Here is a 13,602-nt window from a genome sequence, read left to right on the forward strand (position 1 = left end):
CGAGATTATATTATTGTCTGGAATTTTCTCAACGTGACAAAATAACCATAAAATCAAACATAAACGCTAAGAAAATAGGTAGTTTTAAGCCTCTTTAGCGGCGCTACTTCACATCTATCGTTATTTAATTAGTAAAAACACAGGAATTAGCTATAACGGCGTGTAAGATTTTATTTTAAATATTATACTCCCCTCAATTTTTCGGCTCTAAGCACAGTTTTATTTCAATGACAAGTTTAATATTAAGACAACATGCGCAAAACTTTGCTCTACCCCTTATTATCATTGCGCTCGCGATCGTTACGGGTGTGTCAGTTACCCATCAATTACTCTCCCCCAGGAATGAGATTCAAGCTATTGTTCCTAAAGTAGTAAATCACAGCAACATTCGCCAAATATACAAAACTAACTTTCGTCGCACGACCATTAAAACGGGCCGCATTGATTACTCGTTTGTAACATCTCTGATAAACGCTGGATTATCTAAAAAAGAAATAAAATCACTACTGAAATTAATTGAAAACGAATTTGACATTATTGGCTCCGTTCGAAAAGGCGATAAATTCTCAATAAAAACCCGAACTAATAGGTATAACGAAAAATACATTAGTTCTTTTTACTATTCCGGTAGTAAAAGAAACTTTTTCGTTATTAGTGATGGCAACAACAACGCATACGATGAATATGGCAATAAGCTAATTCGCAAGCCATATTACTCATTTCCACTAGCAAAAAAGCACAAAGTTAGCTCTGGTTTCAATTTAAAACGAAAACACCCAGTCACTGGATTGATTGCCCCACACTTGGGCACCGATTACGCAGTCCCAATTGGTACACCGATACAGAGTATTGCGGACGGTGTTGTTGTTAAATCACGGTATAACCGCTTTGCGGGCAACTACATTAATATTCGTCACACCAACGGCTCAATGTCTCGTTATCTACATCTATCTAGAAGCGACGTTCGTGTGGGTGACAATGTCACTAAAGGACAAACCATTGGCCGAACAGGTAATACGGGAAGAACAACCGGTCCACACCTGCATTTAGAGCTGATCGTTGATGGTGTTCCTGTTGATTATGCACGTCGAATCAGAACCAACCCTGCTCCCCCCGTAAACATGCAAATGATGTTGGCGGCAAGAAAAGAGCGTGTAGAGCTCATTAAAGAGTTACATAAATACGCCTCTTAATATCGTTTTGGTTTCTTTTTTTCAGTTCATCGGAACACAGAACTTGGCTAGTGAATACCTAAAATCTCGTCACTGTCTGTGAGCTTCGATTCGAAAGTGACCAAATCGGAGCGCCAGCAGTGCTTAAGTCGTTAAATATCTTCCTGTCACTCTTGCTCTAACATTTCCGCTCCACCAATAAAGTGTTAAGATCATCACATGCTCGCTGTAGTGGTAACGAGTGGTGATCATTAGCCCCACTCCCTTAACATCCTCATAAGTGATGTAAATAAGACGAATAACCCACCAGCATAACCATGAAACAATAAGGCGATTTTTCAGATGGTTAACAACTCTATCCAGTGGTTTCCGGGCCACATGCATAAAGCCCAAAAAGAGATTGCAGAAGCAATCCCTCAAATAGATGTCATTATTGAAGTGCTTGATGCTCGTATCCCTTTTAGTAGTGAAAACCCTATGATCGCGGAGCTCAAGGGAGATAAGCCAGTAGTAAAAGTACTGAACAAACGTGATCTCGCGGATCCAGAGTTAACCCAAGTTTGGATTGACCATTTCGAGAAAGAACACAACGTAAAAGCGATTGCCATTACTACCTCTCAACAGCCCGAAGTCCAAAAAATTATGGAGTTAGTACGTAAGCTTGCTCCACATCGCGAAGAAATCGGCAAAAACATCCGCACCATGATCATGGGTATCCCCAACGTTGGGAAGTCGACCATTATCAATGCTTTGGCGGGTCGAACTATCGCAGTAACAGGCAACCAACCGGCGGTTACACGTCGTCAGCAACGTATTAACCTTCAAAATGGTATCGTTCTTTCTGACACTCCGGGGATCCTGTGGCCAAAAGTAGAAAACCCACACAGTGGTTTCCGTTTGGCAGCAACTGGCGCAGTAAAAGACACGGCAATGGAATATGATGAAGTCGCCTTCTATACCGTTGAATACTTAGCCGCTCATTACCCTGAACGACTAAAAGAGCGCTACCAAATTGAAGAGCTTCCTGAATCTGATATCGAAATAATGGAAGAGATCGGGCGTCGTCGCGGTGCTTTACGTGCGGGTGGACGTGTAGACCTTCACAAAGTATCTGAAATCCTTCTTCACGAGCTGCGTCAAGGCACTCTAGGTCAAATCACTCTAGAGCTTCCAGAAATGATCACTCAAGAGCTAATCGAAGTAGAAATCGAAACCGCGCGTAAAGAAGAAGAAAAAGCCAAGCGTAAAGAAGAGCGTCGCAAGCGTTACCTTCGTAACAAACGCTAACCAACACTTGTTCAATACTCATCGTTTTGAAGGCGCGTATTTATCGCGCCTTTTTTGCATCAAAAATATATTCTTCTTTTCGTAAAAGTCAGACATTCGTTCTCACATTTTGTGGAACTAAGACCTCTAAAAGCCCCCCCTTTCTCTCTTTGTAATTTGCTTTCGTCGTTAAGTTTTGTAGGAAATATCAAACAAAATCATTAATTTTTATTACGTAAATTAACGGTTATTTTTCAAGCACGATCTTAGTTAGACCCCCGAATGGTAAGGAGTTACAAACCTCACCCAACCCTTAAATGCCGAGTTTGCAAGGACACGCAAAGTTATGCAACTTGACTAATGACAGTTCATTCATATTCGTCAAACTATATAGCTGTCAGCGCTGGCGTTTTTCTGTATTACGAAGAGAACTTATTATGAGTGATAAATCGAAAACGAAACCACTTCCTTCTTTTGTTGAGGAACGCCTGGATTTTTACCTTCAAGATTTGATTGAACAAAACGAGAACCAAAAGCACTTGGTTCTTGGTAAACGTCCAAAAAGCAACGCGGTAATCATGCAAAGTAATGACTACCTAGCGTTGTCTCATAACGAACAAATCCAGAAAGCACATCGGGATGCGATCGTTGAACACGACGATAACGTGGTGATGTCAGCAATCTTCTTACAAGACGATTCCTCCAAGCCTGCTTTCGAAGCATTGTTAGCCGACTATGTTGGTATGGGCAGTTGTTTACTTTCCCAATCGGGATGGGCTGCTAACATTGGTTTGCTGCAGACCATTTGTCCGCCTGAAACACCGGTCTATATCGACTTCTTTGCGCATATGTCATTGTGGGAAGGTATTCGGGCAGCAGGAGCGCAAGCGCATCCATTCATGCACAACAACATGAGCCACTTGCGTAAGCAGATCCAGCGTCATGGCTCAGGCGTCATCGTGGTAGATTCGGTCTATAGCACGATTGGTACGATCGCCCCACTCCACGACATCTACGAAATGGCGAGTGAGTTTGATTGTGCTTTAGTGGTGGATGAATCCCACTCATTAGGAACACACGGGCCTAACGGCTCTGGCTTGGTAAAAGCGCTGGAACTCACTGATAAAGTCGATTTCATTACTGTCAGTCTGGCAAAAACCTTTGCTTATCGAGCAGGAGCGATTCTCGGCCCAGAAAAACTCGCGAAAACACTTCCTTTTGTTGCTTATCCAGCGATTTTTAGCTCGACGGTATTGCCTCAAGAAGTGATTCGCTTGGAGAAAACGTTGGACGTCATTAAAGGGTCCGATCATAAACGTAAAGACCTTTTTCAGCGCGCCAAAGAGCTCAGAACTGGATTAAAACAGATTGGGTTTAATATTCGGAGCGAATCTCAAATTGTTGCCTTAGAGTGCGGTAGCGAACGAAATACTGAACGTGTGCGTGACTTTCTCGAAGACCGTGATGTTTTTGGCGCAGTATTCTGTCGCCCTGCAACAGGAAAGAACAAAAACATCATACGTTTCTCGATCAACGCCGATATGACACCACGAGACATCGACCACGTGCTTACGGTATGCCAGGAGGCGTTTAACCATCCAGAATTAGAGTTCGTATAATAAGAAAAGACAACGGCCCTTTTGAATGGAAGCTTGTGTATTGCCGCTAAAATAAAAGAGCTCAGCATGTTGCTGAGCTCTACTCGTTATTGATTTCAGTTAGATCCAGTTTGCAATCTTATCGAAGAGTCGGTTCTTATCTGCGGGCTTAACAATAAAATCAGACATCCCGGAAGAACCAATCTTATCTAATGTTACCGGAGAACTATCACCAGTATGTGCAATAATAGGTACAGCCGAATACGCTTTATTTGCCCCACGAATACGTCGTGACGCCTCTACGCCATCCATTACTGGCATCTCAATGTCCATCAAGATAAGGTCGATACTATCGGTATCCAACGCATCTAAAGCCTGTTGTCCATCTTCTTTTTGAATAACATCAAAACCTTGCTTTTCTAACAACATTGCGGTGAATTTTCGTAAAGATTCATTGTCATCAACTACCATTATCGTGCGCTTATTTGTCGCGTCTAAAGGGCGCACTGGCAGTGCTGTGACAACATAGCTCGCATCATAGAGCAAACGGTCAATAGTGGCTTTGGTGTTCAAGAGCCACGCTTGGGTTTCGACCCAAATCGCGTCAAAACTCACATTACGAACTCGTTCTATTGGATGGTGCTCAAACAAATAGACGATACGAGCTTCTGTGAACGATAGCAAAGACTCAATTTTATCCAGATGACTTCCTCTAGAATCCAAGTTTTCCATATCAACAAAAATAAGGTCAAACTCGAACTCATATTCTTTCTTCTTGAGGGCTGATGCAATATCCAAAACGGTCAATTCAAACCCCATAAAGCGCGCAATATCAGTAACTTTTGCAACCAATATGTTTTGCTCCGTAACCATTAAAATGGTCTTCAGTTTGGTCAGCTCATTTTTAATTTCTTTAACCGAGCTTGAGGTAATCAGTGGAAACGTCATGGTGAACTGAGACCATTCACCAACTTCTGATTGGCACTTGATGTCGCCGCCGAATGAACGCATCACTTTCTTACAAAATGGCAATCCTAATCCATAATTACCTGATTTACCGGTCGTGTAAAAATCTCTGAAGATGCTGCGAATCACCTCGCTCGGAATACCTGAACCGTTATCCGTGACAACAATTTGGTTCACGACTTCATCACTGTACATGGTGACGTGAATATGAAAATCTTCGGAACTGCGATGATGAAAGGCATTCTTGAATAGGTTGTACATCACATACTTCAACAACGTATCACTACCTAAGAAATCAAATTCACTTCTTACATCCAAAGAGATAGCAAAACGGTCTGTCGAACGTTTATAGCTGAAGCTCTCGATAGCACTCTCCACGACAGTTTGTGCCGAGTGTTTCTTGAATGTTGAGCGAGAGACACGATTTTCATCAATGGAGGTAAGCAACAAATCAATCGTCTCGTTTCCAGAGTGAATGATGTTCATTGCGTCATCGCTCACTTCCCGTAACAGTGTCACATCTTCATCACTTAAAACATATTGCTCTTTCCTCCCCTGTTTAGGGTTGGGCAGCACGGATTGAATAACATCAATCGACGTTAGTAAGCCGCTAAGAGGATTGCGCATTTCATGGGCGATACCAGCCCCAAAAGACTTAGCCAAAGAAACCTTTGCTTCGTGCTCGACCTGATTACGGAAGTAAAACAAGTTGCCAAACAGGTAAATAAACAAAAAGATTGGCACGTGAGTCCAATCCATCGTGAGTTCTAAATGGAAACCTTGAGCAACCCAAGCAAAAAACGTCGCTAGTCCAATCCCGGCAAATGTTTGAGCAAACATTACTCGCGTAATATGTACCAACAAAATATGCAGAAATATCGCCGACATAAAGGACATGACCCACACGTTGGACCAATTATTCATCAACAACATGTAGAAAAAGAAGCAAGGTAAACAAAGTGTGACCGCAACTTGGTAGTAAGCAGGTAAATATCGGCGCCATTGAAAAGGCATACGATTACGAGCAATGATGCCGAAGAACAAAACGGAACACAGTAAACGTAGCGGTAGATTTTCATAGGGTTGCGGGAACATAAACTCCCACACCACGTAATAGATTGGGAATCCAACAAAGCCCATCCATCCTACTAGCGTTAGGTTTGGTTCTGCGTACTGATAAACTTTGCGAATCGCGTCCATATTGAATACTTTATTAACTAAGCCTTAACGTTGTTGACTAATTTTATGGTTTGCTTTGTTTTCATTCTATTTGCCCTTCAATTATATATTACTTAAGGAGCATAAGCAGTGAGACTTCAATCAAATATTTCGCGACGCTCTACTTTAAATTCAGCTCGTTATATTCACAAAATTAATAATTAAGCAAATTCGAATATTAAATAAACAAAAACGCGAACTCGCGCAATATCTCATGCAGGAAAGCCGTGCAACATCAATTTCTAGAAAGAACACGCTCTCACCGGCTCAACTTATCAAACAAGGAAGCCTATGCAACCAATAGCAATCAAAAATGTCGTATTCGATGTTGGAAATGTACTCGTTAGATGGTCGCCAATCGAAATTGTTAGACTCACTTTTGGCAATGATGCCGATGTGGAATGGTTCGTCAAAGATCTGTTCACAAGCTCAATTTGGATGGACTTAAATAAAGGCCTGATTAGCGAGTCGCAAGCCAAACAGCGTTATCAACAAGAGAAGCAACTTTCAGCAGCAGATTGTGAACGACTCTTTTATTATGTAAAACAGACACAATTGCTGATTTACGGCAGTGTCGATTTACTGAAACGTTTAAAAGCTGCGGGTTATGGCGTCTATGCGTTAACCGACAACGTGGTTGAAATTGTTGAGTATCTCAAATCAACGTATCAATTCTGGCCGCTGTTCGATGGCACGACGGTTTCTGCCGAATTGGGGTTATTGAAACCTCAACCAGAAATCTATCAGAACCTTCTTGAGGCTCACCAACTTGTTGCTTCAGAAACGGTGTTTCTTGATGATATGCCTTATAACGTAGAGGGGGCAAAAGCGGTTGGTATGGCTGCAATTCAATTTGAAAATGCTCAACAATGCGAAACTGCCTTGAAACAGCTTGGATTAATATTCTAATCTTCTGCTTTCCTGTGAGCCATAAAAAAGAGCAGCGAATTCGCTGCTCGTTCATGTTTGATACGTGAGTAATGTCTAAGAATAAATTACGTTTTCTTCAATCCCGCTCACTAAGGATTGAGCACTGGACCAACGGAATACTTTTTCCATGACCTCATTTCCACTAGGCGCTTTCCAACTGCGCTCTTGACACTCTTGCCCACCGATATGCTGATAAAATTCTACCGCGGGTTCATTTTGTGAAACTACCTCAAGATATAAACCACTGTCTTTGAAATATTGTTGGTGCCACTCCGCAACCGCAAGTAAAAGCTGTTTGCCGATCCCACGCCCTTGATAACCACCATCAACATGTAGCGCTTCAATGAAGCTGCCACGTTCAAAGTCATGATTACCGAACACACAAACAAAACCAAGAAGAAGACCACCCTCTTCTGCTAATACGATGTGTTGGTTAAATGGAGGGTTTGTCAGACGCGTTTGCCAAATCAGTAATTTGTCGTCACTCGCTTCGCTATCCAAATAGCCGTCACTCAGAATGCCACGGTAATGTCGCTTCCAACTGTCCACGTGTAACTGCGCGATGCGTTCATAATCCTTATATTCCGCTAATCGTAATTCCATTACGTATTCCTATTTTCTTACATTTCTTTGCTTCTCTATCGAGCTTTGGCATTTTCCACCTCATTCCGGTCTTATTATTGGCAGATTTTACAAATCTAACGCCATAGCTCATTGATTAATACTACTCATTATTCGTTTAAAAGCAAAATATCCCACCAATAAGCGCGATAAATCATAAACATTGTGCAGCGATAGAGCAGTCACAACTCGATACAAAGTCGTCAAACTTTAGTTTGACTTACACGTGTACGCTGATATTCTAGCGAACAGTTGTTAGCTCAAAGTTAGGGACACATCGTGACGCATAATAAACCGCCCATTATCTGGTTGAATCTATTGATATTTTCTGCCAGTTTTATTCTGACTTTTGTTGTATTGCCTTGGTATGCATACCACTACGGATTAGGTTGGGAACATCTGATCTGGGGTATCATCGCTTTTAGTTTTACCAATCTCTCCATTACCGCGGGTTATCACCGTCTCTGGAGCCACAAAACCTATGAAGCTCACCCAGTTTTACGATTCATCTTTGCCATCGGTGGTGCTTTCTCTCTTCAAAACAGTGCAATGCATTGGTCTTCTGATCATCGTGTTCACCACAAACATGTAGATGACAATGACAAAGACCCGTATTCAGCGAAACGCGGATTTTGGTATTCGCATATTGGTTGGATGTTACGCGACTATAATAAATCGAAAGAAAACGAGTACACCAACTGTCGTGATTTGAAACGCGATAAGGTCGTCGTGTGGCAGCATAAATATTATGTTCCACTCGCAATTCTGACCAATATTGGCTTTCCTCTCGCATTGGGTTTGATATACGGCGATGTATTGGGAATGTTTTTAATCGTTGGAGCAGCTCGCCTCTTCCTAAGCCATCACACTACCTTCTTTATTAACTCATTGGCGCACGTTTGGGGTAAGCAAACCTTCACAGACAAAAACACGGCTCGTGATAACGGTATTTTGGCTTTCTTTACCTTTGGTGAGGGATACCATAATTTCCACCATATCTTTGAGAACGATTACCGAAATGGTGTGTACTGGTGGCATTACGACCCAACGAAATGGTTGATAAAATCATGCTCTTGGCTGGGGTTAACAACCAAACTTCGTACGACATCGACTTTCCGAATCGAAAAAGCGCGCGCAACTCAGTTGCTGAAAAAGGCAAAAGAAAAGTTAGAAACGAAACCGAATAGCCAATCGATTCGAGACCAACTTCAGCAGGAATTCGATGCACTTGTACACCACATGCAAGAATATTATGAAGCGCGAAAAGAAGTGCTTGGTGAGAAAACAGCAACGGTAGTGAAAAAGTACGAACGTTCCGTATCAAAGCTGAAATACGAACAAATTAAGGAAGAATTTGAACGTCAACAACGCAGTTGGAACCTCTTAGTGCGACGCTACGCATAACGTGTAACTCGCGCTTCAATATAAAGACGTCAAAACAAAAGCTCCGTTCATTCGGAGCTTTTTTGTTCAATCAAGCCCCTTTAACGTGATCTAGCTCGAACTATCGCTTTTCCTACTTTTTAATCATTTCGTACGATTTTTATTCGACAAATCGTTCATATTTTCCGTTCTTTAAAATCAATAAAACCAGTGCATAACACCTACAAAACGTAATTTAAACAATATAATCCAGCGCAATTATTTATTAATCTATTATTTGTTTTAGATCATGCTAGCTCTAATTTAGTCTCGTGCCACAAGAAAGAATTCTGTAAATTCCTTGTCATAAACTGAAACAGTTTCTTTCTTTTTTTCATAATATCTGGAGACAACCCTATGTTAGAGCTCTTAATTGGCTTAGCAGTGACCATTGCTGTGGGTTATTTCATTGTCAAAGGCTACAAAGCCGCTGGCGTGTTATTAACCGCAGGTATCAGTTTGCTTCTTATGACAGGTCTGCTTGGCCATGACGTTCTGCCATCAAAAATAACCTCAACGGGTAATATGGTGACGGACTCACTAGAGTACGTAAAATACATGCTTCAATACCGTGGCGGCGGCCTTGGTATGCAAATCATGCTACTTTGTGGTTTTGCGTCTTACATGACACACATCGGCGCAAACAATGTTGTAGTAAAACAGTTCTCTAAACCGCTTTCTGTTATCAAGTCTCCTTACGTCCTTTTGGTAGCGGCTTACATCGTGGCATGTTTGATGTCTCTTGCAGTGAGTTCAGCAACTGGCCTAGGCGTTTTGTTGATGGCAACTCTGTTCCCGATGATGACGGCTATGGGTATCTCTCGCCCAGCAGCGGTTGCAGTATGTGCTTCACCTGCGGCAATCATTCTTTCACCAACATCTGGGGACGTGGTCATCGCTGCGGAAAAATCAGGCCTAGCGCTTGACGTGTTCGCGGTTCAAACCGTACTGCCTGTGTCTATTTGTGCAATCATCGTAATGGCTGCAGCAGCTTTCTTCTGGAATAAATACCTAGATAAGAAAGACAACACACCAATGGAAAAGATTGACGTATCAGAAATCAAAGCTGATGCGCCAGCGTTCTACGCAGTTCTTCCTTTCCTTCCAATCATCGGTGTATTCCTATTCAACGGTCGTACGATTCCTGGACTGACTCTAGACATCTACACTATCGTGGTAGGTTCTATCTTCTTAGGTGCAGTGATTCACTATGTGGTGAACAAGTTCGACGGTGAGAAGTCACTTGAAGATCTCGATTCATGCTATGCCGGTATGGCAGACGCGTTCAAAGGTGTAGTCATGCTGTTGGTTGCGGCGGGCGTATTCGCACAAGGTCTAATGTCTATTGGCGCTATCGATAACCTACTACACCTTGCAGACAACGCGGGTGCGGGCGGCATTGCGCTCATGCTTATCCTAACGGGTTTAACTGTTGCCGCTGCGATTGCGACGGGTTCTGGTAACGCTCCATTCTACGCGTTCGTAGAGCTTGCTCCTTCACTGGCTGCGAAGATGGGTCTTAACCCTGCGTTCCTAATCATTCCAATGCTACAAGCATCTAACTTAGGTCGTACTATCTCGCCAGTATCTGGTGTAATCGTTGCGACTTCTGGTATGGCAAACATCAGCCCATTCGAAGTTGTGAAACGTACATCAGTACCAGTTCTAGCTGGTCTGCTTACGGTTATCATCGGTACGATGGTTCTTGTACCAATGACGGCATAAGCACCGACTGTATAACAGCGATTAACAAAGGCTCGGCTTCTATGTCGAGCCTTTTTGCATCGATTCAACACACCTCGTCAACACTTTTCCTCCCTCTGATACTCCGTATTGAATACGCAATGTGTCTCTTATTTACAAAACACAGCACATTATAAGCCAGACTAATTTGCTTAATATCTCAGCTACTTATATAACGTTCCAATACATTCAAAAAATGGAACTTACTATGACTTCACTTATTGTTTTTATCGTCATCATTTTGCTTATCGCGGTGTTTGCGGTCAGCATTTACAACAAGCTAGTGACGCTACGTAACCGCTTTAAAAACAGCTTTGCTCAAATTGAGGTTCAGTTAAAACGTCGCTACGACCTGATCCCAAACCTTGTTAGTACAGCAAAGGGCTACATGGAGCATGAGAAAGAAACGTTTGAGCGAGTGATTCAAGCTCGAAACCAAGCAATATCCGGTTTGAAAGCAGCCAGCAACGCACCAGACAGCGACGCAGCCATTAGCCAATTAGCACAAGCAGAAGGCATGTTACAAAATGCACTAGGCAAGTTAAATGTGGTTGTAGAAGCGTACCCAGAACTGAAAGCCAACGAAACCATGAGCCAACTGCAAGAAGAGCTGACCAGCACAGAGAATAAAGTCGCTTTTGCTCGCCAAGCTTTTAACGATGCAGTGACCAGCTACAACACCTACAAGCAAACTTTTCCACCCGTTCTGTTTGCCAATATGTTTGGCTTCCAAGACGGTAAGCTGCTGGAGTTTGCAGACAGCGAAGCAATCCAAGAAGCGCCAAAGGTTGAGTTCTAATGGATTTCTTTGACCATCAAGATACCGCACGTCAACGTACCGGGCTTTTGGTGTTTCTGTTTTCCTTAGCAGTATTAATCATCACTGGTTTGGTCAGCGTACTGTCGATTGCCATTTATTACGGGGTCACTGGTGAGCCGTTTGATCAACGAACCGCTATCACCTACACCTTGCTGTGCTTTGGGGGTGTAGCCTTAATTGTCGCAATCAGTTCGATGTTCCGCTTATCTGAGCTTTCTTCTAATGGCGGACGCGGCGTTGCCGAAAGTATTGGGGGGAAGCTCATTTCCTCGAATACAACTGACACAAAACACCGTCAATTACTTAATGTGGTTGAGGAGATGGCAATTGCATCTGGTATTCCCGTCCCTCCTGTTTATGTAATGCAGGAAGAGCGAGGTATCAACGCATTTGCCGCAGGCATGAGTATTGATGATGCCGTCATTGGTGTTACACAAGGCGCGCTTGACAGCTTTTCCCGAGATGAGCTGCAAGGCGTTATTGCTCACGAATTCAGCCATGTGTTAAATGGCGATATGCGATTGAATACACGCTTGATAGGCGTCTTGTTCGGCATTACTTGTATTGCGCATTTGGGTCACTTGGTTCTCGACAATACACACCACACTAGCCGCTCATCAAGAAGCTCCTCCGATTCTGATAAAGGCTTTGCTGTCATCATGTTGGTCGCGATTGTATGTTTAGTGCTTGGTTGGGTTGGTACTTTATTTGGATCAATGATCAAAGCAGCTATCTCACGACAACGTGAGTTCTTAGCGGACGCGAGTGCGGTTCAATTTACTCGTAATGACCAAGGCATTTCAGGTGCTCTAAAGAAGATTGGCGGTCACGCATCTGGATCTAGCTTAAATGCACAAGCGAGCAGCCAAATGAGCCACATGATGTTTGGGCAAAGCAGTTTGTCTGGCTTCACCGGCTTCTTCGCTACTCACCCACCTCTGGAAGAGCGAATCCGTCGCATCGAACCTAACTGGGACGGCAGCTTTTTACACAGAAGTCAGAACCACGCTTCAGCGTTTGGAAATGAACAAGTCAGTGGGTTTTCGTCCGATGCCGACTTTGGTTCTACGCACCTTGAAACTCAAGTTGAAACAAAAACTTCAGAGCTAAGTGAAACGGGTAAACTGCTTATCAGCCAATTGCCCCAAGGCTTGGTAGACATTGCGCGTGAACCCTACAGTTCGCGCTTTATTGCATTGCTTCTGATCTTTGATGGTAGTGATGTGCAACGTGAGATGATTAAAGGTCATATTCCACTGGTCTCGCACGCAAAGCTGTTACCGTGGCTGGATTACGATTTGCCCCTACATTTGAGGCTTCCTCTACTAGAGCTCGCTCTCCCTGCGCTTAAATCGATAAGTGAAGGTCAGAAAAGTAGACTTTGCCAAGTGTTGCGTGAATTGTCTCAAACCGATAATCAATACTCACTAGGTGAATGGTGCGTCATTAACTTGTTAGAAAAGCAGCTTATTGCGCCATTTGGTTCTACTCGCCAGAACAAAACCTTTAAGCAGCTCAAAGAAAGCGTTCACTGGTTACTACGTGAATTGGCATGGGTCACCCATTCAGAGCACGAAGGCGCGCAGCGAGCATTCAACGCTTCGCTCAAATCGCTAGGGTTTGCAGAAACCACGCTAGTAGAACCAAATAACGACTGGCGCTTAAGTCGCGCAGCACTGGAGTTGTTGCTGCAACTTAAGCCACTTCAACGACGCCAGTTTGTTAAGGCGTGTCGTTTGGCTATTGAGTCTGACGGCAAGATTACCGTCGCAGAAGGCGAATTGTATCGAGTGATAGCATGCTTCTTAGAAGTGCCAGAACCGCCACTGACTGTGACGCTTTAACT

10 protein-coding genes are annotated in these 13,602 nt (G+C 43.1%); 8 read left to right on the plus strand and 2 right to left on the minus strand.

Translation table 11 applies throughout. The features are described from left to right. The first annotated feature begins 227 nt into the window (after positions 1-227). The 3 genes from ITG12_RS20775 to cqsA all read left to right on the plus strand — a co-directional run bounded on the left by ITG12_RS20775 (position 228) and on the right by cqsA (position 4,057). Entirely contained in the window at positions 228-1,193 is a 966-nt protein-coding gene (locus ITG12_RS20775) for a peptidoglycan DD-metalloendopeptidase family protein (RefSeq protein ID WP_038878817.1), read from the plus strand. A 321-nt stretch (positions 1,194-1,514) separates the two neighbouring features. Next, positions 1,515-2,459 carry a ribosome biogenesis GTPase YlqF gene (gene ylqF / locus ITG12_RS20780; RefSeq protein WP_038867858.1) on the plus strand — a complete coding sequence of 315 codons (945 nt, stop codon included), beginning with the start codon at positions 1,515-1,517 and terminating at the stop codon, positions 2,457-2,459. 296 nt (positions 2,460-2,755) lie between these two features. Next, a complete protein-coding gene (gene cqsA, locus ITG12_RS20785) occupies positions 2,756-4,057 on the plus strand; it encodes an alpha-hydroxyketone-type quorum-sensing autoinducer synthase (RefSeq protein ID WP_081634981.1) in 1,302 nt (433 codons plus the stop codon). Positions 4,058-4,156: 99 nt separating this feature from the next. Here cqsA and ITG12_RS20790 read toward each other — a convergent pair whose 3' ends face one another. Next, complete coding sequence (locus tag ITG12_RS20790) at positions 4,157-6,202, minus strand: hybrid sensor histidine kinase/response regulator (RefSeq protein WP_248874959.1); 2,046 nt, start codon at positions 6,200-6,202, stop codon at positions 4,157-4,159. A gap of 309 nt (positions 6,203-6,511) precedes the next feature. Here ITG12_RS20790 and ITG12_RS20795 point away from each other — a divergent pair, with 309 nt between their 5' ends. Next, positions 6,512-7,129 (plus strand): HAD family phosphatase, encoded by a 618-nt coding sequence (locus ITG12_RS20795; RefSeq protein WP_038878822.1) that lies wholly within the window; start codon positions 6,512-6,514, stop codon positions 7,127-7,129. A 75-nt stretch (positions 7,130-7,204) separates the two neighbouring features. On the opposite strand, the gene ITG12_RS20800 is transcribed toward ITG12_RS20795, so the two are convergent. Continuing rightward, positions 7,205-7,753 carry a GNAT family N-acetyltransferase gene (locus tag ITG12_RS20800; protein WP_038867865.1) on the minus strand — a complete coding sequence of 183 codons (549 nt, stop codon included), beginning with the start codon at positions 7,751-7,753 and terminating at the stop codon, positions 7,205-7,207. Positions 7,754-8,050: 297 nt separating this feature from the next. On the opposite strand from ITG12_RS20800, the gene ITG12_RS20805 reads away from it, so the two are divergent. The 4 genes from ITG12_RS20805 (at position 8,051) to ITG12_RS20820 (ending at position 13,600) form a co-directional block, all read left to right on the plus strand. Continuing rightward, positions 8,051-9,175 carry a fatty acid desaturase gene (locus ITG12_RS20805; protein WP_038878823.1) on the plus strand — a complete coding sequence of 375 codons (1,125 nt, stop codon included), beginning with the start codon at positions 8,051-8,053 and terminating at the stop codon, positions 9,173-9,175. Positions 9,176-9,550: 375 nt separating this feature from the next. Further along, a complete protein-coding gene (gene dcuC / locus ITG12_RS20810; RefSeq protein ID WP_038878824.1) occupies positions 9,551-10,918 on the plus strand; it encodes an anaerobic C4-dicarboxylate transporter DcuC in 1,368 nt (455 codons plus the stop codon). A gap of 226 nt (positions 10,919-11,144) precedes the next feature. Then, a complete protein-coding gene (locus ITG12_RS20815) occupies positions 11,145-11,735 on the plus strand; it encodes a LemA family protein (protein ID WP_038867873.1) in 591 nt (196 codons plus the stop codon). Continuing rightward, a complete protein-coding gene (locus ITG12_RS20820; RefSeq protein ID WP_248874961.1) occupies positions 11,735-13,600 on the plus strand; it encodes a M48 family metallopeptidase in 1,866 nt (621 codons plus the stop codon). Before ITG12_RS20815 ends, ITG12_RS20820 begins: the two co-directional genes overlap by 1 nt. Positions 13,601-13,602: the final 2 nt, after the last annotated feature.

This window comes from Vibrio sp. ED002, assembly GCF_023277445.1.
In the GTDB taxonomy this organism is placed as follows: Bacteria; Pseudomonadota; Gammaproteobacteria; order Enterobacterales; family Vibrionaceae; genus Vibrio; species Vibrio jasicida.